We start from the raw sequence: 23,027 nt of genomic DNA, 5'->3' as shown, positions 1-23,027 counted from the left end.
AAGCATGCCACGTGAGACCGGGCGGAAGGTCATCGCCCAGAACAAGCGTGCCCGGCACGACTACCACGTCGAGGACACCTTCGAGGCGGGGCTCGTGCTGCAGGGCACCGAGGTGAAGTCGCTGCGTGAGGGCCGCGCCTCGCTCGTCGACGGCTACGCCACGATCGACAACGGCGAAGCGTGGCTGATGAACGTCCACATCCCCGAATACACCCAGGGGACGTGGACCAACCACGCCGCCCGCCGCAAGCGCAAGCTGCTGCTGCACCGCAAGGAGATCGACAAGCTCGCCGCCAAGACCAAGGAGGGCGGGCTCACGATCGTGCCGCTGTCGCTGTACTTCAAGGACGGCCGCGCCAAGATCGAGATCGGCCTGGCGCGCGGAAAGAAGGACTGGGACAAGCGGCAGACGCTGGCCGAGCAGCAGGCCAAGCGGGAGATGGCCCGGGCGCTCCGGCACCGCAACCGATGAGCCGAGCCCGCCGTACACTCGCCGCGACCGTCACGCTGGCGGTCGCGAGCATGACGCTGACCGGCTGTTTCGAGGAGGCGTCACCGCACGACGCGGTGCGCGACTTCCTGGTGGGCTGGCAGGCCGGCGACTACGAGCTGGCCGCCGGCCGCACCGACGCCGATCCGGCCGCGGTGAGCAAGGCGCTGTCCGAGGTCAAGCTGCAGCTCGACGCCGCCTCGTTCCGGTTCAGGATCAAGAGCGTGAAGGTGACCGGCGAGGAGTCGCAGGCCGACTTCGCCGCGGAGGTCGACCTGGGCGACAACAACCCGCTGTGGACCTACGACGGCGTGCTGCCGCTGCACCTCGTCGACGGGGCCTGGAAGGTGCGCTGGTCGCCGTCCGTGCTGCACCCGCAGCTCCAGGAGGGGCAGCGGTTCGCGGTCAAGACCGAGCCGCGCTCGCGCCAGCCCGTCCTCGACCGGGACGGCAACGCGCTGCAGGAGCAGACCTTCCTGTACGTGGCGGGCGTGGTGCCGTCGCAGCTCGGCGACCGCGCCGAAGAGGTCGTCAAGCAGCTCTCCCAGGTCACCGGCTACGCCGAGGACCGGCTGCTGAGCCGGATCCGCTCGGCGCCGCCGAACGTGACCGTGCCGCTCGTGACGTTCGGCCGCACCCGCTACCTGTCGATCAAGGCCAAGCTCGACGCGATCCCCGAGATCTCGACCGTGCCGCAGGAGCAGCCGGTCGACCCGGACGATCCCAAGCAGATCGTCGGCAAGGTCAGCGCGCTCACCCCGGAGACCGAGCAGAAGCTCGGCGGCCCGCAGCGGGCCGGCGACTCCATCGGGCAGAGCGGCCTCCAGCAGGCCTACCAGGCCTACCTCACCGGCTCCACCAGCACCCGGGTCATCACGCTCGACCTCAAGTCCGGCCGGGAGATGGCCTCGCTGAAGGAGTGGCCGGGCAGGCAGAACGTCTCCGTCGAAACCACGATCGACAGCTCCGTGCAGGCCGCGGCCGAGCACGCGGTGTCGGCCACCCGGACGAGCGCGATCGTGGCGGTCAACTCGCGCACCGGCGAGATCCTCGCGGTCGGCGCCAAGGGCATGCACCAGGAGAAGGACGCGCTGGCGGGCCGGTTCCCGGCGGGCACCGCGTTCTCCATCGTGGCCGCCGACGCGCTCGTCAACGCCGGCGTGCGCACCACGCAGCGGCTGCCGTGCCCGCCCGAGCGGTCGGTCGGCGGGGCGCGGTTCGCCAACACCAGCCAGATGACCGGGGCCACGCCGACGTTCCAGGAGAACTTCGCCAAGGGCTGCGTCACCGCGCTCGCCTCGCTGGCCCGCCGGGTGAACGCCACCGACCTGGCCAAGAGCGCCGAGGACTTCGGCATCGGCCGGCCCTGGCAGCTTCCGCTCAAGTCGTTCAGCGGTGAGCTGCCCAAGCTGGCCAGCGACGCCGACAAGGCCAGGGCCATCGCCGGGCAGAGCGTGCTCGTGAGCCCGCTCAGCATGGCGCTGGTCGCGGGCGCGGTCGCCTCCGGCACCTGGCATCCGCCGGTCCTGGTCACCAAGCCCAGCTCGCCCGACCCCACGGCCGAGATGACGCCGCAGCCGCCGCTCCAGCCGGTGCCCGTCGACCCGGCCGTGCGCAAGGCGCTGGTGTCGATGATGAAGGCGGGAGCCCAGGGCACCCCGGCGCAGGCGGGACGCGGCCGCGTCTACGGGGTCCGCGCGACGGCCGCCGACAAGGACAAGCAACTGGGCTGGTTCGTCGGCTGGCAGGGCGAGATCGCCATCGCGGCGCTGACCAGGAACTACGACCCGTCGGCCGTGGCCGGCAGCTTCTTCGCAGCACTCAATGACTCTCCGTGATTTGTTGTGACACAGAGCAACCATTGGGCGGTGCGGCTGCGTCTTACAGGATGACTGTGCCCGCTCGGGGGGTTGCGGGTTCAGTCGCCGTGATGGGACAGGACTTCATCTCGGGGGAAGTCCTGCCGTCCGGACCGGCTCGACCCTGCCGGTCGACCCCCGGGAACGCGAGCAGCTGTGCCACGTTCCCGGGGGTTTCGGCATGCCGGGAATTGAGTTGGCATCCTCGGTGTTGTGAGAGGTATCGTCGTCATGCGCGATCTCCTCGGGTTCCATCCGAGGGCTCGTGTTGACAACTGCACAGGGGGTGACTGGCTTCGACTTCGACTTTGCAAGTCAGGTGAAGCGGGCCGAGGACTGCGGACATAACCTCGTTAATCCTGTGACCGCAAACAACAAGTGCCAATTCCAAGCGCACTGAGGTCAGCCAGGGTTCCCTGGCTCTCGCTGCCTAAGTAGCGAAACCTCTGTCAGCCCGGGAGCGCCTTCGGCCCGGGATCTGGCATCGCTAGAAGGCTCAACCGATCAACCCGGCCACGGGGGTGATCGGGAAACCAAACAGTGGCTGAGCCCGTCGGCGACTCGCCTGCGTGATCGCCGGGGCTGAGAAAAGCACAGCAGGCTGCGCCCGGAGAAGCCCTGCCTTGGGGTTGAAGGACGCGGGTTCGATTCCCGCCACCTCCACATCTGTGGTCTCGCCCTCCGCGCCTTCGGGCGCGGGGGGCGAGTCTGTTGTGACGGCTCCCGCTTCGGCGGGGGCCGTTTTTTCGTTGGTACGGGTGCCGCTTTTGTCGGGTGTTTGCCTGACATGCCATGCGCGCGGTGGGTCGTAGGCTCGCGGACTGCCATGCCTGGAGAACGGGCGCGTGCCGAGCCCTGCGAGAGGTCGTCGAGTGTCCACCCCCTTCCCGCCACCTCCCGGACCGATGCCCGCCCGGCCGCCGGGGCCGTCCGGGTGGCAGCCCGGCGGTCCGCAGCCGAACCCGCAGGGGCCGCCGTACGGGCCGGCCGGGCCTGGGGGACCGTGGCCGCCTCGGGCGCCCCGGCGCAAGGGCGGTGGGCCGGGGCCGCTGGTCGTGGTGCTGGCCGTGGTGGGGGTCGTGGTCGTGGTCGGCGGGCTGGCCGGGGGGTGGCTGCTGCTCAACCAGGACGGCGGCGAGCCGCGGGGCAGGGTGGGGGCCGTGGACGACGACCGGCGGGAGCGGACCCGGTCGCCGTCGCCCGTGGCCGAGGCGGTGAAGCTGCGGGCGGTCACCGGGGACCAGGTCTGCGCCTTCGTCCCGGACGCCCTGCGCAAGAGCCTGGTCGCCGACGGCAGGTACGCGAGCGAGGACGCCTCGACGCAGGCGGCCACCGAACACGAGAAGCGGGCCGCGTGCGCGTGGCGCAACAGCAAGATGGACGTCGGCGGCGGCGTCATCGGCTACCGCCACCTGAGCATCACCGTGGCAGCCCGCGCCGCCGACGGCCGCGACGCGCTCGCGTACGCCAAGGAGCGCTTCGGCAAGGACAAGGAGGCCGCCGGGCGGCGGGTGAACGTCCGCGACGGCAAGCGGGTCGACGGCCGGACGTCCGGCTCGGCGTTCGGCGAGATCAAGGAGCTGACGTACGGCGACGCCTCCTACAGCCAGTCGTCCATCGGGCACGGCGGGCTGAAGGCCGAGGTGTTCGTCCGGCAGGGGCCGTGGCTGATCGAGGTCGAGTACGGCGGCGACAACCGGACCGGGGACAAGTACCCCGAAGGCGACGAGGTGCGCGCGGCGGCGAACAAGGTCGCCGGGCTGGTCGCCGCCGAGATGGCCAAGGACGCCGGCCGGGTGAAGCTCACCGGCCCGTGCGCGATCCTGGCCGCCCGCGACCTGGAGGCCGCGTTCTTCCCGGCCGCCGAGGGCCCGGCCGTCGGCGGGAGCGACGGCAGGATCAAGCAGACCACCTGTACGTGGACCGTCGCCGAGCGGGTCGAGCACGAGCCCGGCCAGGAGTACGCCGCCCGGGGCGGCCGGTTGGGCGTCCACGTGACCGAGTGGGGCGGCGGCGACACGGGGGCGGCGTTCCAGTTCGACAGGGACGCCAGGAAGTACGACCGCTACCGGGCCAAGGGCGGCATCGGCGACGACGTCACCCACACCACCTACGAGCCCCGGCAGCAGGTCGCCGGGCTCGGCGACCGGGCGTTCGCGGTGGTCTCCGCGACGACCGACCCGAAGGACCCGGAGAAGCCGCCCCGGATGGAGCTGCTGATCAAGGTGCTGGCCGGTGATCGTACGGTCGAGTTCACGTTCCGGGGGACGACGACGGGCGGCGGCGTGGTCGACGCGGACGGCTACCGGGAGCCGGTCTTCGACCCGGCGGTGGCGCGCAAGGGGCTGGAGAAGCTGGCCAGGTCGTTCATGGCCGGTGCCGGATGATGCCCGCGACCCCGGGCATCGCCTGCACCGTGCGCCTGACCTGCTCGGCGACGGCGGGATCGGTGAGGACGACATGGAAGAACTCAGGGTGGGTGAGGTCCAGGTCCCTGAGGAGCACCCGGTCGGCGTTCTTGGTCGCGTGTTCGCTGCTCTCCAGGTAAATGGCGCCCACGCCGTCGATGGCCCGGAGAGCTTGGTAGACGGCGGTCCTTTCCTGAACGGTGGTGTCGCGATCCTTGCACGCGTCCTCCCCGGAGAGCGCCAGGCAGAGGCGGATGCCGAGGTCGGCCTTGTCGGCCCAGAAGCTTGCCCCGTTCACGTGCACGCTGGTCACTCCGGGGAGCGCTTCCAGGCGGTCCGTCCGGACGCCGGGTGTGGTGAGGTTCGCGCGGTACGACTCCGGCATGTCATCCACGCGAATCTCGGCGGTCCAGGCATCGCCGCTCTCCTTGAGCCTCTGATACATCTCCGGCTGGGATTCGAAGCGCACGTCTGACACTTCCGGCATGTCGCGGAGAGCCTGTTCGATCACGCGGCGCTCGGCCTCGGTGGGGGCGCCCTTCTCGCACGGTTCGGCGGTGGGGATGGACGAGCACAGGAAGACCGCGATGGTGCCCGTCGTCGGCCAGGGGCCGGCCGGGGGCGGGAGGGGGCCGTCCGGCGGGCGGAGGAGGGCCCAGGTTCCGATGCCGAGCCCGGCCGTGAGGAGGGCGAGGCCGGCCACGATAGCGGGAAGTTTCCGGCGGGACATGGCGAGATCATTGCAGACTTGACTTATCCGTGTATTGGGCGAAACGTCACTCCTGTCACACTTTGCTGATCTACGGTGTGTCGCATCTCTGGTTCCGGATGTGTGAGGAGATGTGATGTTCCGTCGAGCTCTGGGGGCTCTGGTCGCCGCGGGGGCACTGGTCCTGATGGCGGCTCCCGCGTCGGCGGCCGGGGCACAGCCGCTGCCACGGGCGCACGCGCACAACGACTACGAGCACGAGCGCCCCCTGCTGGACGCCCTCGACCACGGGTTCACCAGTGTCGAGGCGGACATCTACCTGGTGGACGGGGAACTGCTCGTCGGGCACGACCCGGAGGACCTGCGTCCCGGCCGCACCCTCCAGGCGCTCTACCTCGACCCGCTGGCCCGGCGCGTACGGGACAACCACGGGCACGTCTACCCGCGCAGCCGGCAGCAGCTCCAGCTCCTCGTGGACATCAAGAACAACGGCGCCGCCACCTACACCGAGCTCGACCAGGTGCTGCGCTCCTACCGCAAGATGCTGACCACCTACCACAAGGGCAAGGTGAAGCCCGGCGCGGTGACGGTCGTGATCAGCGGGGACCGGCCGCGTGAGCTGATGGCGGGCCAGGAGCGGCGGTCGGCGTTCTACGACGGCCGCCTGTCGGACCTGGGCCAGGGCGGCGCGTCGCTGGTCCCGCTGATCAGCGACAACTGGACCAACCACTTCACCTGGCGCGGCGAGGGCCCGATGCCGGAGGCGGAGCGGGCCAAGCTGCGTGACATCGTGGCGACGGCCCACCGGGACGGGCAGCGGGTCCGCTTCTGGGCGACGCCGGACGTGGCCGGTCCCGCCAGGGACGCGCTCTGGCGCGAGCTGATCGCGGCGGACGTGGACCACGTCAACACCGACGACCTGGCCGGGCTGCAGCGGTTCCTGCTGGAGCACGACGGCGAGCGCGCGGCGGCCTGACGAGGCGGTTAATTCGTCGCGTAGGTGTGGATGATCCGGTAAGTTCCGGATCAGGCTGACCGCGGGACTCCGGTGCGACTTCCGGAAACCGCCTTTACCGCGATGCTTCGCAGCTCGTGCCCTCATTCCCCGGTCAGCCCCACCGTCATCCGGGGGCCTCATGGACACCTATGCCGACCTGATCGAGTGCGAGGACGTGCTGCTCTTCGCCAACGCGGCGATCACCGCCACCGGGCAGCGCGAGTTCCACGGCGGGGCGGGCGAGCAGCGGCTCTCGCTCGACTTCCTGCACCGCTACGTGCACGGCAACTATCCCGGCCTCTACGCGGCCACGCTGGCGCTCGACGTCAACGACCACAACGCCGCCCTGATCATCGCCACCGTGCTCAGGGAGCGCAGCGCCGCCGACGGGCGGCTGATCGCCCGGCGGCTGGCCCGGATGAGCCCGCCCCGCGTCTACCGGCTGTTCAGGCAGCTCCAGCGCGACGGCGTGAACAACCGGCGCACCAGGGCCATCGTGCGCGACTGGCTGCTCGCCCGCCCCGACCTGGCCTTCGACGCGGTCAAGTACCGCTCGGCGGTCAAGGCGGCGGTGCGGCACGCGCACCTGACGCCGCCGGGCGAGCTGGGCGACTTCCTGTTCGCGCCGCGCCGCCGCGCCCGCTTCCAGACGCCGGTGCTGGAGGCGTGGCGGCGGGCGCACTACGACAAGAACGCCCTGTACGAGCTGCCGTACACGGTCGCGGAGGGCTTCGCCGCCCGGCACGGGATCAGCCGGGCGGTGTTCCTGGAGCGGATCGCGCCCCGGCTGACGAGGCTGGAGCGGCTGCGGCTGACCGGCGCGGCACGCGGGAGCGGCGTCGAGACCGGCGCCGACCTGGCCGCGCTGCCGCTGGTCCGCGCGGCCTCGTACGTGCTGTCGCTGCCCGTGGACGAGCGGCGGCAGCACGTCGCGGCGCTGCGCGCGGGCGCGCGGCGGGTCGCGGGGGCGCGGGCGGGCACGTGGGGGAGCGTCACGGCGGTGCTGGACGACAGCTTCTCCTCCTACGGCTCGCCGGTGAAGCGGCGCCGGCCGCTCGCGGTCGCGCTGGCCTGCCACTACCTGCTGGAGGCGCTGGCCTCCCGCTACACCGGGCTGTGGCTGTCGGAGCGGGCCGAGCCCGTGGCCGCGCGGCCGGCCGGGGCGACGCCGCTGGGGCTGCGCGTCCTCGACGCGCTGGAGACGCGGCCCGACCGGCTGGTGATCGTCTCCGACGGCTGGGACAACGCGCCGCCCGGGCTGGCCGCCGAGGTGCTGCGCGTGTGGCGGCGCAAGCTCGACCCCGCGGGCGAGGTACGGGTCGCGCACCTCAACCCGGTGTACGACGCCGACCGGTTCGACGTGCGGCGGCTCTCGCCCCTGGTGCCGACGGCCGGGATCCGCGACGCCGAGGACCTGCCCGCGCTGGTCGAGCTGGCCCGCTTCGCCGAGGGGCGCACCGGGCTGGGCGAGCTGCGGGCGTACCTGGAGGAGCGGGCATGCTCGATCTGACCGGGCTGGTCACCATGCCCGCCCAGACCTGGGGCAGCGTGCGGCTGGTGCCGCTGGTGCGGCCCGAGCCGATCGTGGACCTGCGGCTGCACGCCCGGGTGTACGGCGACGAGCTGTCCATGGCGCTCCTGCCGGATCGGACCGTCTACACCGCGTACGTGCCGCACGCGTTCGTGGCGTCGTGGACCGGCGACGGCACGCCCGCCGCGGCCTACGGGACGCAGCTCGGCGAGCCGCTGCGGCACGTGCCCATCAGGACGCACCGCCGCCTGGTCCAGCGGGAGGCGAAGAACCGGCTGCGCATCCTGCCTCTGCACCTGGCCCTGGAGGGTTACCTCGCGCTGCACTACGACCTGCCGGGGATCGCCTGGGAGGAGTGGACCCGGGCGGCGGTCGCCGGCGGGCTCTCGCCGCGCGTCGAGGCCGCCTATTCCGGGGCGCACGTGCGCGGGCTGGACGACGCGCTGCGGGTCTTCGAGTTCCACGCGGGGCAGTGCGGGCTGCTCCTGTACGTGGGCGACACGCTGGCCAGCGCGTTCGTGACGCCGCACCCGGAGGACTACCGGGCGCTGCACCCGACGCTGATCCGCGACCTGTACGGCGAGTTGATCTACGAGTACGCCCTGCACTACCCGGTGCGCGACTTCCGCGCGGCCATCGACGACAGCCGGGTGGACACGCTCGCCGACCTGCGGCGGGAGGCCGAGCGGCAGGGGGAGGAGTGGGCCGCGTTCCACGACTCCGTCATGGCCGGGGGCCTGCGGGCGCCGAACGTGCAGGACGTCTACCGGCTGGGGCGCTTCACGCTCCAGCGGTTCCTGCCCGTCTTCGACCGGTTCGCCGAGAACCACATCGGCGAGATGATCACCGACGACCAGGGCCGGACGGCGTACCTGAAGACGTTCCGGCTCTCGCAGGCGCAGGTCAGGCGGGGCTACCTGCTGAGCAGACTGGCCGAGAACCAGTGGAGCCTGCCGGGCACCGCCGCCGTGCTCGGCGTCACGACCGGTGAGCTGCGCGCGCGGATGGACAGGGCGGGGTTCGGCCACCTGCTGCGACCGGAGTCCAGAGTCGGCGGACATATCCGGACCTGACTACTCTGTCTGCGGTGAGCGGCGATCGGGTCATCGGCGGGTACACGCTGCGGCGCGTGCTGGGCCGGGGCGGCATGGGTGAGGTGCACTTGGCCGTCACGCCCACCGGCGGCTTGGCGGCCGTGAAGCTGATCCACCCCTCGCTGGCCGGGGACCCGGCCTTCCGCCGCAGGTTCGAGCGGGAGGTCGCCGCCGCCCGGCGGGTGGCGCGGTTCTGCACGGCTCCGGTGCTCGACGCGGGCATCGACGGGGACGTCGCCTATCTCGTCACCGAATACGTCAAGGGCCCCGACCTGGCCCGGGCCGTACGGGAACAGGGGCCGCTGTCCGGCGGCAACCTCGACGCGCTGGCCGTGGGCATCGCGACCGCGCTCAGCGCCATCCACGCCGCCGGGGTCGTCCACCGCGACCTCAAGCCGTCCAACGTGCTGCTCTCGCCGCTCGGGCCCAAGGTGATCGACTTCGGCATCGCGCAGCTCGCCGGCTCCGACGGCCAGGCCAGCCAGGCGATCCTCGGGACGCCCGCGTACATGGCCCCCGAGCAGGCGCGCGGCGAGCCGGTCACGCCCGCCACCGACGTGTACGCGTGGGGCGGCGTGATCGCGTTCGCCGGGACGGGACGGGCCCCGTTCGGCGAGGGCGCGCCCGGCGAGGTGCTGTACCGGATCGTCGCCGAGGAGCCCCGGCTCGACGGACTGGACGAGGGCATCCGCGACCTGGTGGCGCGGGCGCTGGCCAAGGACCCGCGCGAGCGGCCCACCGTCCAGGGGCTCCTCGCGGGGCTCCTCGGCGGCACGGACGTCAGCGCCGCCTCGGCCACCCAGGTCGTCGAACGCACCTGGACGAACCCGGCGCCCCACGTCCCCGAGCGGGGACGGCGCCGATGGGGCTGGGCGGTCGCGGGGGTTGCCGGGATCGCCGTGCTGGCCGTCGCCGCGGTGCTCGGGCTGCGGGGGACGCAGGCCGCGACCTGGCCGTACGAGGCGGGCTTCGGCTCGTGGGAGGTCGGCGCGTCCGAGGGCGGGAACGTGCGCCTCGACGGCTCCGCGTACGAGCTGACCGTCAAGGACGGGTGGCGGCTGTGGAAGTCGGCGCCCAGGCCCGAGCCGGACGGCGGCGTGGTCGTGAGCGCGAAGGCGGCCCTGGAGGAGGGACGCGGCGAGTACGGCGTGTGGTGCCGCGGCGACGGCGGCGACCGCTACGAGTTCGCCGTGAGCGGGTCGGGCGAGGTCGCCATCGTCAAGCGCCGCGCCGGGCGGGAGGGCGCCGTCCTGTACGGTCCCCTGCGGGTGAGGACGGGCCAGGCGAACCGCGTCGTGGCCGAGTGCGCCGGAAGCGGGGACGAGGTGAAGCTGCGCATGTGGCTGAACGAGAGCCTCGTCGCCGAGGCCGCCGACGCCGACGACCCCTACGGGCCGGGCAGCGCCGGGGTGCACGCGGCGCCCGGCGCGGGGGCGGCGGTGCGGGTGCGGTTCGAGTCGTTCGCGCTGCGGCCCGCGCAGGGGTGAGCGGCGTGCGGTTCCGGGTGCTGGGCCCGCTGCGGGTCGAGGACGGGCAGGGGCCTGGCCCGGCCAAGCACCGGGCGCTGCTGGCGGCCCTGCTGCTGTCGGCGGGCCGGGCGGTGCCGGTCGAGCGGCTGGTGAGCGTGCTGTGGGGCGATCAGCCGCCGCAGTCGGCGGACCCGGTGCTCAGGGTGTACGTCAGCGCGCTGCGCAAGATCGTCGACGGGATCACCACGGTGCCCGGCGGCTACCTGATCGCGGCGGATCCGGACGAGGTGGACTGCCACCGGTTCGAGCGGCTGGTCGGGCAGGCCAGGAAGGCGCGTGACGCGGGCGCCGTCGCCGAGGCGGCCGGCACGTTCCGGGAGGCGCTCGGGCTGTGGCGGGGGCAGGCGCTCGCGGACGTCGACAGCGCCGAGCTGCGCCGGGCGCACGGGGTGCCGCTCGAGGAGCTGCGGCTGACCGCCGTGGAGGAACGGGTCGAGCTGGACCTGCGGCTCGGGCGGGGCGCCGAGGTCGTCGGCGAGCTGCGGGCGCTGGTCAACGCGCATCCGCTGCGCGAGCGGGCCTGGGCGCATCTGCTGGCGGCGCTGCACCAGGCGGGCCGCCGTTCGGAGGCGCTGGCCGCCTACCAGGAGGCGCGCCGGATCCTGGTGGACGACCTGGGGCTGGAGCCGGGGGCCGAGCTGCGGGAGGCGCACGAGCGGGTGCTGCGGGGGGAGGTGGCCGCCGTTCCGGTGGCGGAGCGGCGGGTCCCGCTCAACGAGACGCCGCCCGATATTTCGGACTTTACGGGGAGAGCGGACGTACTCGCCTGGATTCTCCGCGCCGCCACCCCGGAAGGCGGCGGCGGGGCGCCCGTGCTGCTGGTGGTGCACGGGCCGCCCGGGTCCGGGAAGTCGGCGGTGGCGGTGCGGGCCGCGTCCCGCATGGACCTGCCCGACGGGCGGCTGTACGCCGTGCTGGGCGGCCGCGCGCCCGGCGCCGTGCTGGAGGACCTGCTGCGGTCCCTCGGCTGCCCCGACGGGAGCGTGCCGCCCACCCTCGGCGAACGGGTGCGGCTCTACCGGCGGCTCACCTCCGGGCGGCGGCTGCTGCTCGTGCTCGACGACGCCGCCGACGAGACCCAGGTACGTCCCCTGCTCCCCACCGGGGCGGGCAGCGTGACCCTGGTGACGAGCCGGTCGCCGCTCGCCGGGCTGGAGGCCGCCAGGGCGTACGAGCTGGGGGTGCTGGCCCCGGACGAGGCGCTGGACATGCTCGCCGGGGTGGCCGGGCGCGACCGGGTGGCCGCCGAGCCCGAGGCGGCGCGGGAGATCGTCCGGCTGTGCGGCGGGCTGCCGCTGGCGCTGCGGATCGCCGGGTCGCGGCTGGCCAGGAAGACCGGGTGGACGGTGGCGCACCTGGCCGGGCGGCTCGGGGACGAACGGCGCAGACTGGACGAGCTCAGCGCCGGTGACCTCGCCGTGCGGGGCAGCCTGGCGGTGGGGTATCGCGGGCTGGCCGAGCCGGAGCGGCGGCTGCTGCGGGAGCTGGGGGCGTGGACGGGGCCGGACTTCGCGGACTGGGCTCCGGGGGCCGATCTGGAGCCGCTGGCCGAGGCCGGGCTGCTGCAGTCGCTCGGGCTGGACGAGGCCGGGCAGGAGCGTTACGGGTGGCACGACCTGACCCGGCTCTACGCCGTGGAGCGGCTGGCCGAGGCGGGCGGGCCCGGCCCGGTGCTGCGCGCCCGCGCCGCCGAGGTGCTCGACCGCGCCAGGCGTGCCCGGTCCGCCCTCCTCCCCGCCGAACCGGGGTCCGGCCGGACCCTGGTCTCCACCCCCGACGACCCGCCCACCCCGAGACCCGCGCCCGCCTCCGGCGACCCACTCACCCCAAGACCTCCGTCGGCCCCCCGCGACCCATTCACCCCAAGACCCGCGTCCGCCCCCGACGACCCATTCACCCCAAGACCCGCGTCCGCCCCCGACGACCCATTCACCCCAAGACCTGCGTCCGCCCGTGATGAGCAGGCGAGCCGGGGGCCGGTGGCCGCCCCGTACGGGGTGTTCCCCCTCAGCGGGGAGGGGGCGCGGTGGGAGGAGGCCGGGGCCGGGTGGGGGCCGGTGGCCGCCCCGTACGCGCCCTCCGGGGCGTTTCCCCTCAGCGGAGAGGGGGCGCGGCGGGAGGAGACGGCGCGGGGGACGGCGTGGTTGCGGCGGGAGGCGCGGTGGCTGGCGGCGGAACGGCGGTTCCTGGCCGCGGCCGTGGGGGACTTTCACCGGGCCGGGCTGCACGAGGCGGCGTGGCGGCTGGCCTTCTATCTGACGCCGCTGTTCGAGCTGGGCGGGCACCACGACGACTGGCACGCCACCACCGCGACCGGGCTGGACGCGGCGCGGGCGGCGGGGCACCGGCAGGGCGAGGCGCTGCTGCTGCGCGGCCTGGCGGACCTGCACCGGGTGGAGGGCAGGGCCGATGCCGCGGCGGCGGCGCTGAGGGCGGCGCAGCCGCTGGTGGAGGGGCTGGAGCTGGCCCGCGTGACGCTCCGGCTCGGCCTGGTGGAGCCGCGCAGGCCCGAGGCCGAGGGGGTGCTGCGCCGCGCGCTGACGGTGTTCGAGCAGGCGGGCGACCTGCGCGGCCGGGCCGACGCGCTGCGCGGGCTGGGCGCGCTGCTGGACGATCAGGCCATGCTGGAGCGGAGCCTGGCCGGCTACGAGGAGCTGGGCGACCCGCGCGGGGCGGCCGAGGCGCGGCTGGACCTGGCCAGGCTGCACCTGAAGGCGGGCCGCTACGCGGAGGCGCGCGAGCACGCGGAGCTGCGCATCGCGGCGAACCGGCGGCTCGGCGACCGCCTGCCGGAGGCCGCCGGGCTGCTCGTGCTGGCAGCGGTCGCGAGGGCGGCGGGCGTGCCGGAGTCGGCGGCCGAGCCGGCCAGGCAGGCGGCGGAGACGTACACGGCGTACGGGGACCGGCGCAACGCCGCGGCGGCCCTGCTCGTCCTGGCGCGCACGTACCTGGAACTCGACCGCAACGACAGGGCGGTTGATGCGTTGATGCGTGCTATGGGAGAGTTTGACGTTCTCGGCGACCGGCAGGGCCGCGCCGAGGCCGAACACTTGGCGCGGGAGGCGCGCCGGCGCCTATAGCGGGCTATGCGGATCCTGAAGGTCGCAACGTTAGCTTGTCGAGCCAAGAGTCGAACCCCCGAAAGGTGACCATGGACATGCGCAGGACGATCGCGCTCGTGGCGGCGGCCGTCGCGCTGGCGGGCTGCGGGATGCTCCCGGCCCAGCCGGGCAGCGGCGGCGGTGGCGAGGAGAAGCAGCAGACGGCCGCCACCGCGCAGCAGGAGGGCGCCGCGCCCGCCGAGGAGCCCACCCCCGAGCAGCCCGGCGAGCAGCCCGCCGACCAGCCCGCCGACCAGCAGAGCGCGCCGCCGCAGAGCGGGAAGGCCATCGCCACCCACGAGACCGACGTGTCCGGCGCGGGCGACACCGGCCGGGCCCGCGTCGAGATCACCGCGCTCAAGCGTCAGGGCAGGACGGTCACGCTCAACTGGACCGTCACCGCCGTCGAGGGCAAGGTCAACATGCACAACGGCATGGCCGAGACCCCGTCGGAGTTCTCGGTCTCCGGCGTGTCGCTCATCGACCCGGTCAACGCCAAGCGCTACCGCGTCGCCCGCAACAACTCCGGCCCCGGCGCGGAGTGCGTCTGCTCCGAGACCCAGGGCGGCTTCCTGAAGGCGGGCGACAAGACCTCCCTGTACGCGGTCTTCGCCGCGCCGCCCGCCGACGTGACGAAGGTCAACGTCGAGATGCCGATGATCGGCGTGCTGACCGATGTTCCGATCTCTTAGCCTGGCGCTCGCCCTGGCGCTGTCGCCCACGCCGCCACCCGAGTCGGCGGTCGGCGCCGTGGAGGACCTGGTGATGCCGGTGGAGGACATCATCGGCGCCGTGGAGTCGCTCGACGGCACCGAGAGCGAGACCCAGCAGGGCACCCAGGTCACGGTGGCGCTGACCAGCGACGTGCTGTTCGCGCTGGACAAGTGGGCGCTGACCGGCAAGGCCAGGCAGCGGCTCAAGCAGGTCGCCGAGCAGATCAACGCCGAGGGCGCGGGCGGCGTCGTCAAGATCGAGGGGCACACGGACGACCAGGGCTCCGACTCCTACAACCGGACGCTCTCCACCCGCCGTGCCCAGGCCGTCCAGCAGGCCATGCGCGGGCTGCTCACCGGCACGGGCGTGTCGCTCCAGGCGCAGGGCTTCGGCGAGAGCCGCCCCAAGCTGCCGAACCTCGTCGACGGCGAGCCCGTACCGGCGAACCGCGCCAAGAACCGCCGCGTCGAGATCGTCTACGACGTCAAGGAATCTGGATGAGCGCGTCGCCGAGCGGCGTGCGGCTGTAGAGGACGGACCGGCCGCTGCGGGTGCGGCCGACCAGCCCGGCCCGGCGCAGGACCGCCAGGTGGTCGCCGACGCCGCCGAGCGTCATCGAGAGCTGGGCGACGAGCTGGCTGGTGCTCGCCGGGCTGTCGAGCGCGGTGAGCACCGCCGCCCGGCCCCGCCCCAGCAGCCCGGCCAGGCCGTCGGAGGCGGGCTCGGGGCTCTCCCACAGCGCCGCCGCGCCGAGCGCCGGGTAGGTGAGCCCGTACGCGCGCGGCGGGTCGAGGTAGACGTACGTGGCTCCGAACGCGCTGGGGATCAGCACGAGCCCGACGCCGCTCGGCCGGTGCTGGGCGCCGCCGCGCCGGCCGAGCAGGACGCGCCCGTCCTTGGTCACCATCTCGATGCCGAGCCGGTCGAACACGCCTGCCCAGCCGTATACGGCGAGCCTGCCCGCGCGCTGGACGACGTCGCGTTCGAGCAGGGCGCGCAGCCGGGGCCATTCGGGGGCGAGCAGACCCTGCCAGAGGGCGTCGAGCGCGTCGGCGACCCGTGCGGCCACGTCCGGGACGTCCAGCGCGGGGTCCAGAGGCCGGCCCCGGTGGCTGAGCCGCAGGTCGGCGGCGGCCCGTTCGTCCGGCGTGCGGCGGACGGCCCGCAGCTCGTCGGCGAAGGCGGTGCCGAGCCCGTCGGGCGGCCGGCAGTAGAAGTCCGGGATGTAGTCGGTCATCCCGTGCAGCCTGGCCAGGGCGCGCAGCACCGGGTCGGCCGCCAGCAGCCGCTCGTAGCGGTCGCGGACCCGCGTCGTCCACAGGGAGATGCCCGGCTGCGACGGATGCCCGGCGAACACCCCGAGCACGCCGACGACCTGCGCCATCGGCGACAGCCCGAACCGGACCCTGGCCAGGTCCTCGGGGGTGCATTCGAGGTAGCCCATGAATGGTTTCGCCTCCTGGCGAAACAGTAGCCCGCCCGTCCCGTACCGGCCAAGGTCTGCGGTCATGCAGACCTATCGGGACGTGTTCGCCGTGCGCGAGTTCAGGACCCTGTTCGCGGGGTCCACGCTGGGGGTGGCGGGCGGCACGGTGACCATGCTGGCCGTGTCCACGCTCGTCTACGCGCACACCGGGTCGCCGTTCCTGGCGGCGGTGGCCTACCTGGCGGGGTTCCTGCCGCAGGCCGTGGGGGCGCTCACGCTCGGCCGGCTGGCCGACCGGCTGCCGCCCCGGCCGCTGCTGGCCGGGTGGGAGCTGGTGCGGGCCTGCGGGCTGGCCGTGGTGGCGCTGGGCGCGCTGCCCGTGTGGGCGACGCTGGGGCTGCTCATGGCGATGGGGCTGTTCGACGCCGTGCGCTCGGCGGCGTCCAACGCGCTGGTCGCCGACCTGCTGCCGGGCAACGGGTACGTGCTGGGCCGGTCGGTCATGAACATCGCCGTCGGCGCCATGCAGATCGCCGGGTTCGGCGGCGGGGCGCTGCTGCTCACGCTGATCGGGCCGCACGGGGCCGTCTGGACCGGCGCGGCGACGTCGCTGGCCGCTGTGGCGCTCTACCGGTTCGGGCTGCGGGCCAGGCCGGCGCGGGCCGGGGCCCGGCGGTCCGTCGCCGGGGCGCGGCGGCTGCTCGGCGACCGGGACGTGCGCGGGCTGCTGCTGGCCCAGTGGGTGCCGAACGGGCTGATCGTCGGCGCCGAGGCGCTGTTCGTGCCGTACGCGGGGGAGTCGGCCGGCGTGCTGTTCGTGGCGGCGGCGGGCGGGATGCTGGCCGGCGACGTGGTGGTGGGCCGCTGGACCACGCCGGCGTCCCGGCTGCGGCTGGGGGTGCCGCTGTACGTGCTGCTGGCCGTGCCGTACCTGTTCCTCGCGCTGCGGCCGGCGGTGTGGGTGGCGGCGGGGCTGGTGGCGGTGGCGTCGTTCGGGTTCGCCGGGCACCTCGGCACGCAGGAGCGCTACCTGACGGCGCTGCCCGAGGAGATGCGCGGGCAGGGGCTCGGGCTGGCCGGGAGCGGCATGCAGACCGGGCAGGCCCTCGCCGCGTCGCTCACCGGCACGGTCGCCGAAGGGGTGCCGGTGCCGGTCACCATGGCGCTGGCGGGCGTGGCGTCGCTGGCGGCGACCGGCCTGCTGGCGCGCCACCTCGGGGCGCGCGGGTTCAGTCGGCTGCGAGCTCGCCGAGCGTCACCGTGACCGTCTGCGGGGCGCCGCCGCCCCTGGTCAGCTCGATCCGTACCTTGTCGCCCGGCTTGTAGGTGGTGAGCGCCTCGGTGAGGGCCGCCATCGTGGGCGTCTCGGTGTCGTTGACGCCGGTGATCACGTCCCCCTCCTGGATGCCGGCCTTCTCCGCGCCGCTGTTCCTGACCAGCGACACGACGCCCACACCCGCGGGCCGGCCGTTCTCGCCGATGACCGTGCTGCCACGGACGCCGAGCGCCGCCCGATGGCTGTTGATCACCTTGCCGTGCTTGATGATCTGGGCGGCGATGTCCGTGGCGGTGTTGCTCGGGATGGCGAACCCGATGCCCGGCGCCGCCCCGCCGCCCAGGCTCGGATCGGTGGCCGCCAGCGTCGGGATGCCGATCACCTGGCCCGACAGGTCCACCAGCGCGCCGCCGCTGTTGCCCGGGTTGATCGCCGCCGACGTCTGGACCGCCCCGGCGATCGTGGCGCCCGGCGAGCCCGGGTTCTCCGGCTCGCTGACGGTACGGCCCAGCGCCGACACGATGCCGTTCGTCACGCTGCCCGACAGGCCCAGCGGGTTGCCCATGGCAAGCACGAGCTGCCCCACCCGGAGCTTGGCCGAGTCGCCGAACCTGGCCGGCTGCAGCCCCTGCGGATCGTCCACCTTGATCACCGCCAGGTCGCCGGCCGGGAACGCCTTGACCAGCCTGGCCCGCCGGGTCGCGCCGCCGGTGGCGAGCGTGACGTCCATCTGCTTGGCGTCGCCCACGACGTGGGCGTTGGTGACGATGTGGCCCTCGGCGTCGTAGACGACGCCGGAGCCGAGGCCGGTGCTCGTGTTGATCTGCACGATCGACGGCAGCACCTCCGCGATGACGCGCTCGTACGCGGTCTCCAGCGACTGCGCGTGCGAGGTGGGCGACGCGGGCGGTGGATGCGAAGCGGTGTCCGTGTGCGTGGCCGACGGCGGCGCCGGGGTGCCCGGCGACTGCGCGCCCGGCGGAGGTATCTGGCCACAGCCCGCGACCAGCGTCAACGCGGTGAGTGCCGGCAAGATCCGCTGCATGGAGCACTACTGCCCGGCTCAGCCGGAAAGATACGCCTCCCGGACATTTCGCCTGCTCAGCTTGCCTGTGGGCGTACGCGGCAGCGACTCCCGGTACTCGACCGCGCGCGGGTGCTTCAGCCTGGCCAGCCGGGGGCCGCAGTGGCGCAGCAGCTCCGCCGTCAGCTCGCCGTCGCAGGTGACGCCCGGCGCCGGCTGCACCAGCGCCACCACCTTCTGCCCCCACTCCGGGTCGGGCACCCCGATGACCGCCACGTCCGCCACCGCCGGATGCTCCAGCAGCGCCGCCTCCACCTCCGCCGGATAGATGTTGACGCCGCCCGAGATGATCAGATCCGTCCTGCGGTCCAGCAGGAACAGGTAGCCCTCCTCGTCCACGTAGCCGATGTCGCCCGGCGTGTAGTCGCGACCCCGCATCGCCTGCGCCGTCTTGCCCGGATCGCCGTGATACTCGAACCGGTTGATGCCGCCGATGTACACCAGGCCCGGCTGCCCCGGCGGCACCTCCTCGCCGTCCTCGCCGACGATCGTGAACGCCATCCCGTCCAGCGCCCGGCCCACCGTGCCCGGCCTGGCCAGCCACTCCTGCGACGACACCATCGTGGCCACCGCCGCCTCCGTCGAGCCGTAGTACTCCCACAGCACCGGGCCCAGCCAGTCGATCATCGCCTGCTTGGTCGCGGGCGGGCACGGGGCGGCGCCGTGGTACAGATGCGTGAGCGACGACAGGTCGTACGACTCCCGGTCCGGCACGGCCAGCAGCCGGTGGAACATCGTCGGCACCATGAACGCGTTCGTCACCCGGTGCCGCTCGATCAGCCGCAGCGCCTGCGCCGCCTCGAACCGCTCCGGCGCCACGATCGCGTGCCCGAACTGCAGCGCCATCATCGCCTGGCCGTACGGGGCCGAATGGTAGAGCTGCGAGCAGACCAGGTGCACGCCGTCCTGCGGCAGGCCGAAATGCCGCCAGCTCTTGCGCATGAGGATCGGGTACAGGTCCTCCGGCGTCAGATCCAGCAGCCTGCGGCGCACGCCCTTCGGCCTGCCGGTCGTGCCGGACGTGTAGAGCATCATCGACCCGGCGCGGCGGTGCGCCGGAGGCTCGGCCGGGCGGCCCTCGGCCAGGTCGTCCACCGTGAGCCGGTCCGGTGCGACCACGACCTTGGCCCGGGAGTCGGCCACGATGTAGGCGATCTCGTCGTCGGTGTAATGCCAGTTGACCGGGACCAGGTAGGCGCCCGTCTGGTACGTGGCGAGCATCATGGTCAGCGCGTCGAGCCCGTTCTTCAGCACGGTCACCACCGCGTCGCCGTGGCCCACGCCCTTGTCCACCAGGCCGTGCGAGGCCCGGTTCACCCGGGCATGCAACTCTCCGTACGTGACGGTCCCGTGGCCGGTGCTGTCGCTGTCGCCGAGTAGGGCGGGCCGTCCTGGGTCGTTCGCCGCGATCTCATAGAAGCCCCTCATATCTGGCGACATTACAGAATTTAGTTCTGCAAACGGAATAGCGGAAATTTCGGCTTCCGGGGTGACGTAGCCTCGTCCCATGGCGGACGTCGGCGACCAGGACCACACCAACGATGCTCCCACCGCTCCCTTCCGCAAGATCGTCGTCCCCCCGCCGGACGACCCCGCGGCGGACGACACGATCATCACCACGGACTGGCGCGCCCTCTCGCCCACCCCCGGCCCCGTCCAGCGAGCCCTGACCCAACCCCCACCCGACCAGGCGCACCCCCCGGCACCGGGCCCCCACGGCGCCCCGGCCCCCCAAGGAGCCCCGGGAACCGTTCCCCCCGTACACCCCGGAGGGCCCGCCCCCACGCCCGGCGCGCCCGTGCCCGGAGGGGTCGCGCCCGCTGGGGGCGCGCGCGTGCCTGGGGGGATGGCCGCCACACCGGGTGAAGGCGCCACCGGTGGAGGCCCCGCCGCCTCGGGCGAGCGGGCGCCCGCGCCCGGGGAACCTATGCCCGGGTGGTCCGGCCCCGCGCCCGTACCTGGGGGCCCCGCGTCCCTGCCCGGAGGGGCCGCGTCCCTGCCCGGAGGGGCCGCGCCCCTGCCCGGAGGGGGTGCTCCTGGAGGGGGCTTTCCCCTGCAGGGCCCACCGCGGGTGGGGTTGCCGCCGGAGCCCAAGGGTGGGCTGGTGAGCCGGATCGGGGATGTGCCGATCAAGGTGATCTACCTGGTCGCCGCCGTGGTGGCGACCGTGGCGGCGGTGTTGCTGGTGTTCGTGGTGTTCTCGGGCGATGTGCCGGAGGAGCCGGCGGTCGAGGAGGTGGTGCCGGTCGTGCCGGTGCCGTCCGCGAGCGGGAGCGTGAGCGGGTCCCCGACGGCGACCGGGACCACGGCGGGGGCGGCGGTGCCGGCGAGGCGGGCATTCCCGAAGCTGGGCGGGAAGGCGAGCGGGACGATCATCGACCGGAGCGGCGGCATCGGCTACCCCCGCCTGGGCGGGCCGTGGGGCGCGCGGGATTTCCCGCCGTTCGCGGTGGCGCAGCGGGTGGGGAAGGCGACGGTGCCGCAGACGCTGGTCGCGTCGATTCCGGAGCCGGAAAGGCGTACTGGGCGGATATGAAGACGTTGGCGGCGAAAGTTCGTCCACTCTAGGCCAGAAGCATCCTCTAGAATATGGTTCTGGCATCGATGGGACCTGCCTGGAGGATGAGCACATGGCGATCGGGTTGAGCGAGGAGCACGAGGCGCTCCGCGAGTCGGTGACCGGCTGGGCCGAGCGGAACATTCCGGCCGAGCTGCTGCGCGCCGGGGGCGAGGGGCGGCCCGCGTTCTGGCCGGGGCTCGCCGAGCAGGGGCTGCTCGGCCTGCACCTGCCCGAGGAGGCCGGCGGCTCCGGCTACGGCCTGCTGGAGGCCGCCGTGGCCGTGGAGGCGCTGGCCGAGCGGATGGCGCCCGGCCCGTACGTGCCGACGGTGCTGGCGAGCGCGGTGATCCACGCCTCGAAGCGGCACGAGCTGCTGCCGGGGCTGGCCGACGGCACGCTGACCGGCGCGCTCGCCCTGGGCGGGCAGCTGACGGGGACGCCGTCGGACGACGGCACGCTGGTCGTCGGCGGCACGGCCGAGCCGGTGCTCGGCGGTTCGCTGGCGGACGTGCTGGTGCTGCCGGTGTCGACGGCCGACGGCGAGGTGTGGGTGGCGCTCGACGCCGCCTCGGCCACGGTGACCGAGGTCAAGTCGCTGGACCTGACCCGCCCGGTGGCGAAGGTGGAGCTGGACGGCGTGAGCGTGCCCGCCGACCGCGTGCTGGAGGGCGTGTCGGGCTCGGACGTGCGCGACCTGGCCGCCGTCCTGCTGGGCGCGGAGGCCGCCGGCGTGGCGTCCTGGTGCGTCACGGCCGCCGCCGACTACGCCAAGGTGCGCGTCCAGTTCGGCAGGCCGATCGGCCAGTTCCAGGGCATCAAGCACAAGCTGTCGCGGATGCTGGTCGCGCTGGAGCAGGCCCGCGCCACCGTGTGGGACGCGACGCGCGCCACCGGCAAGGAGCTGGAGTACGCGGCCGCGATCGCCGGGGTGATGGCCCCGGACGCCGCCGTGCAGTGCGCCAAGGACGCGATCCAGACGTTCGGCGGCATCGGCTACACCTTCGAGCACGACGCCCACCTCTACTACCGCCGCGCGCTCACCCTGCGCGCCCTGCTGGGCCCGTCGGCCGAGTGGGCGGCCCGGGTGACGGACCTGGCGCTGCAGGGCGTCTCGCGGGAGATGGAGATCGACCTGCCGGAGGACGCCGAGCCGATGCGCGAGGCGATCCGGGCGGAGATCGCGGAGATCGCCGCACTGGAGGGCCAGGAGCAGAAGCGGGCGCTGGCCGACCGCGGGTTCGTCATGTCGCACCTGCCGAGGCCGTGGGGCCGGGGCGCCTCGCCGCTGGAGCAGGTGCTGATCGCGCAGGAGCTCAAGGCCGCCAAGGTCAGGCTGCCCGCGATGATCATCGGCGCCTGGGTGGTGCCGTCGGTGGCCGCGTACGGCACGCCGGAGCAGCAGCAGCGCTTCCTGCCCAAGACGCTCAGCGGCGAGATGATCTGGTGCCAGCTCTTCTCCGAGCCGGGCGCGGGCTCCGACCTGGCGGCGCTGCAGATGAAGGCCGAGCAGGTCGAGGGCGGCTGGAAGCTGAACGGCCAGAAGATCTGGACGTCGGTCGCGCACGTCGCCGAGTGGGGCATCTGCATCGCCCGCAACTCCTCGGAGGGCACCAAGCACGAGGGCATCACGTACTTCCTGGTGGACATGAAGTCGCCGGGCGTCACGGTGCGCCCGCTGACGGAGATGACCGGCGAGAACCTGTTCAACGAGGTCTTCCTGGACGACGTGTTCGTGCCGGACGACCTGGTCGTGGGCGAGGTCGGCGACGGCTGGAAGGTGGCGCGCAACACGCTGTCGAACGAGCGCGTCTCGCTCTCGTCGGGCTCCGGCGGCACCGGCGCGTCCGTGCCGGACCTGCTGGGCCTGGCCGGGCGGCTGGGCCGCGAGCTCACGCCGGTCGAGCGGCACGAGCTGGCCGGGGTGATCTGCGAGGGCCACTCGATCAACGCGCTGTCGCTGCGGGTGACGCTCAAGCAGCTCGCCGGGTCGGAGCCGGGGGCCGACGCGTCGGTGCGCAAGCTGCTGTCGACCTCGCACGCCCAGCACGTCTCCGAGGCGGCGGTGAGCCTGCTCGGCGCTCAGGCGGTGACGGCGGCCGACATGAAGCTCGGCGACGCCGGCTACTGGAACCGCGCGGTGCTGGCCACCCGGGCGATGACGATCTACGGCGGCACGACCGAGGTGCAGCTCAACATCATCGGTGAGCGCATGCTGGGCCTGCCTCGGGATCCCGAGCCCGGCAAGTAAC

Annotated in this window: 17 protein-coding genes and 1 other RNA gene; 14 read left to right on the top strand and 4 right to left on the bottom strand. The window is 73.6% G+C overall.

The genetic code is table 11. The annotated features are described in order from the left end of the window. Positions 1 to 4 precede the first annotated feature (4 nt). The 4 genes from smpB to ACWDXC_RS02670 all read left to right on the top strand — a co-directional run bounded on the left by smpB (position 5) and on the right by ACWDXC_RS02670 (position 4,736). On the top strand, positions 5 to 472 hold the full coding sequence (gene smpB, locus ACWDXC_RS02685; protein ID WP_449977314.1) for an SsrA-binding protein SmpB: 468 nt from the start codon (positions 5 to 7) through the stop codon (positions 470 to 472). Then, positions 469 to 2,328 (top strand): penicillin-binding transpeptidase domain-containing protein, encoded by a 1,860-nt coding sequence (locus tag ACWDXC_RS02680; RefSeq protein WP_449977311.1) that lies wholly within the window; start codon positions 469 to 471, stop codon positions 2,326 to 2,328. Before smpB ends, ACWDXC_RS02680 begins: the two co-directional genes overlap by 4 nt. Positions 2,329 to 2,631: 303 nt before the next feature. After that, positions 2,632 to 3,015: a transfer-messenger RNA gene (ssrA, locus tag ACWDXC_RS02675) on the top strand. 206 nt (positions 3,016 to 3,221) lie between these two features. Next, on the top strand, positions 3,222 to 4,736 hold the full coding sequence (locus ACWDXC_RS02670; protein ID WP_449977309.1) for a hypothetical protein: 1,515 nt from the start codon (positions 3,222 to 3,224) through the stop codon (positions 4,734 to 4,736). Here ACWDXC_RS02670 and ACWDXC_RS02665 read toward each other — a convergent pair. Then, positions 4,717 to 5,487: a permease-like cell division protein FtsX gene (locus ACWDXC_RS02665; RefSeq protein WP_449977307.1), complete on the bottom strand. Its 771-nt coding sequence runs from the start codon at positions 5,485 to 5,487 to the stop codon at positions 4,717 to 4,719. The genes ACWDXC_RS02670 and ACWDXC_RS02665 overlap by 20 nt on opposite strands. 115 nt (positions 5,488 to 5,602) lie before the next feature. On the opposite strand from ACWDXC_RS02665, the gene ACWDXC_RS02660 reads away from it, so the two are divergent. From ACWDXC_RS02660 to ACWDXC_RS02630, 7 genes are all read left to right on the top strand, one after another. Then, positions 5,603 to 6,442 carry a phosphatidylinositol-specific phospholipase C/glycerophosphodiester phosphodiesterase family protein gene (locus ACWDXC_RS02660; RefSeq protein ID WP_449977304.1) on the top strand — a complete coding sequence of 280 codons (840 nt, stop codon included), beginning with the start codon at positions 5,603 to 5,605 and terminating at the stop codon, positions 6,440 to 6,442. 160 nt (positions 6,443 to 6,602) lie between these two features. Further along, the gene (locus ACWDXC_RS02655; RefSeq protein WP_449977301.1) at positions 6,603 to 7,973 is read left to right on the top strand and encodes a hypothetical protein; all 1,371 of its coding nucleotides are present in this window, start codon (positions 6,603 to 6,605) and stop codon (positions 7,971 to 7,973) included. After that, positions 7,961 to 9,067: an ARPP-2 domain-containing protein gene (locus ACWDXC_RS02650; protein WP_449977298.1), complete on the top strand. Its 1,107-nt coding sequence runs from the start codon at positions 7,961 to 7,963 to the stop codon at positions 9,065 to 9,067. Before ACWDXC_RS02655 ends, ACWDXC_RS02650 begins: the two co-directional genes overlap by 13 nt. Positions 9,068 to 9,081: 14 nt before the next feature. Continuing rightward, positions 9,082 to 10,575: a protein kinase domain-containing protein gene (locus tag ACWDXC_RS02645; RefSeq protein WP_449977295.1), complete on the top strand. Its 1,494-nt coding sequence runs from the start codon at positions 9,082 to 9,084 to the stop codon at positions 10,573 to 10,575. A gap of 5 nt (positions 10,576 to 10,580) precedes the next feature. After that, positions 10,581 to 13,697, top strand: coding sequence for a BTAD domain-containing putative transcriptional regulator (locus ACWDXC_RS02640; protein ID WP_449977293.1), 3,117 nt, complete (start codon positions 10,581 to 10,583; stop codon positions 13,695 to 13,697). A 77-nt stretch (positions 13,698 to 13,774) separates the two neighbouring features. After that, positions 13,775 to 14,410: a hypothetical protein gene (locus tag ACWDXC_RS02635; protein ID WP_449977290.1), complete on the top strand. Its 636-nt coding sequence runs from the start codon at positions 13,775 to 13,777 to the stop codon at positions 14,408 to 14,410. Further along, the gene (locus tag ACWDXC_RS02630) at positions 14,394 to 14,933 is read left to right on the top strand and encodes an OmpA family protein (protein WP_449977288.1); all 540 of its coding nucleotides are present in this window, start codon (positions 14,394 to 14,396) and stop codon (positions 14,931 to 14,933) included. Before ACWDXC_RS02635 ends, ACWDXC_RS02630 begins: the two co-directional genes overlap by 17 nt. Here ACWDXC_RS02630 and ACWDXC_RS02625 read toward each other — a convergent pair. Then, positions 14,917 to 15,876 carry an ArsR family transcriptional regulator gene (locus ACWDXC_RS02625; RefSeq protein ID WP_449977286.1) on the bottom strand — a complete coding sequence of 320 codons (960 nt, stop codon included), beginning with the start codon at positions 15,874 to 15,876 and terminating at the stop codon, positions 14,917 to 14,919. The two genes, ACWDXC_RS02630 and ACWDXC_RS02625, sit on opposite strands and share 17 nt — an antisense overlap. Before the next feature lie 64 nt (positions 15,877 to 15,940). Here ACWDXC_RS02625 and ACWDXC_RS02620 point away from each other — a divergent pair, with 64 nt between their 5' ends. Continuing rightward, positions 15,941 to 17,122 carry an MFS transporter gene (locus tag ACWDXC_RS02620; protein WP_449977283.1) on the top strand — a complete coding sequence of 394 codons (1,182 nt, stop codon included), beginning with the start codon at positions 15,941 to 15,943 and terminating at the stop codon, positions 17,120 to 17,122. Here the strand turns inward: ACWDXC_RS02620 and ACWDXC_RS02615 are convergent. Together ACWDXC_RS02615 and ACWDXC_RS02610 are read right to left on the bottom strand one after the other, a co-directional pair. After that, on the bottom strand, positions 17,088 to 18,179 hold the full coding sequence (locus ACWDXC_RS02615; protein WP_449977280.1) for a S1C family serine protease: 1,092 nt from the start codon (positions 18,177 to 18,179) through the stop codon (positions 17,088 to 17,090). The genes ACWDXC_RS02620 and ACWDXC_RS02615 overlap by 35 nt on opposite strands. 18 nt (positions 18,180 to 18,197) lie before the next feature. After that, positions 18,198 to 19,646: an AMP-binding protein gene (locus tag ACWDXC_RS02610; RefSeq protein WP_449977277.1), complete on the bottom strand. Its 1,449-nt coding sequence runs from the start codon at positions 19,644 to 19,646 to the stop codon at positions 18,198 to 18,200. A gap of 676 nt (positions 19,647 to 20,322) precedes the next feature. Here ACWDXC_RS02610 and ACWDXC_RS02605 point away from each other — a divergent pair. Together ACWDXC_RS02605 and ACWDXC_RS02600 are read left to right on the top strand one after the other, a co-directional pair. Then, entirely contained in the window at positions 20,323 to 20,754 is a 432-nt protein-coding gene (locus tag ACWDXC_RS02605; protein ID WP_449977275.1) for a hypothetical protein, read from the top strand. A gap of 94 nt (positions 20,755 to 20,848) precedes the next feature. Continuing rightward, on the top strand, positions 20,849 to 23,026 hold the full coding sequence (locus ACWDXC_RS02600; RefSeq protein ID WP_449977272.1) for an acyl-CoA dehydrogenase: 2,178 nt from the start codon (positions 20,849 to 20,851) through the stop codon (positions 23,024 to 23,026). The last annotated feature ends 1 nt before the right edge of the window (position 23,027 follow it).

Source organism: Nonomuraea sp. NPDC003214 (assembly GCF_053590035.1).
Note: the sequence above shows the minus strand (reverse complement) of the source record. Positions and strands in the feature narration are given on the sequence as shown.

Coding starts and splice junctions, on each gene's coding strand:
- ACWDXC_RS02655 (WP_449977301.1), top strand. CDS start 6,603: ATGGACACCTATGCCGACCTGATCGAGTGCGAGGACGTGCTGCTCTTC.
- ACWDXC_RS02620 (WP_449977283.1), top strand. CDS start 15,941: ATGCAGACCTATCGGGACGTGTTCGCCGTGCGCGAGTTCAGGACCCTG.
- ACWDXC_RS02635 (WP_449977290.1), top strand. CDS start 13,775: ATGCGCAGGACGATCGCGCTCGTGGCGGCGGCCGTCGCGCTGGCGGGC.
- ACWDXC_RS02630 (WP_449977288.1), top strand. CDS start 14,394: ATGTTCCGATCTCTTAGCCTGGCGCTCGCCCTGGCGCTGTCGCCCACG.
- ACWDXC_RS02680 (WP_449977311.1), top strand. CDS start 469: ATGAGCCGAGCCCGCCGTACACTCGCCGCGACCGTCACGCTGGCGGTC.
- smpB (WP_449977314.1), top strand. CDS start 5: ATGCCACGTGAGACCGGGCGGAAGGTCATCGCCCAGAACAAGCGTGCC.
- ACWDXC_RS02615 (WP_449977280.1), bottom strand. CDS start 18,179: ATGCAGCGGATCTTGCCGGCACTCACCGCGTTGACGCTGGTCGCGGGC.
- ACWDXC_RS02600 (WP_449977272.1), top strand. CDS start 20,849: ATGGCGATCGGGTTGAGCGAGGAGCACGAGGCGCTCCGCGAGTCGGTG.
- ACWDXC_RS02660 (WP_449977304.1), top strand. CDS start 5,603: ATGTTCCGTCGAGCTCTGGGGGCTCTGGTCGCCGCGGGGGCACTGGTC.
- ACWDXC_RS02610 (WP_449977277.1), bottom strand. CDS start 19,646: ATGAGGGGCTTCTATGAGATCGCGGCGAACGACCCAGGACGGCCCGCC.
- ACWDXC_RS02625 (WP_449977286.1), bottom strand. CDS start 15,876: ATGGGCTACCTCGAATGCACCCCCGAGGACCTGGCCAGGGTCCGGTTC.
- ACWDXC_RS02665 (WP_449977307.1), bottom strand. CDS start 5,487: ATGTCCCGCCGGAAACTTCCCGCTATCGTGGCCGGCCTCGCCCTCCTC.
- ACWDXC_RS02650 (WP_449977298.1), top strand. CDS start 7,961: ATGCTCGATCTGACCGGGCTGGTCACCATGCCCGCCCAGACCTGGGGC.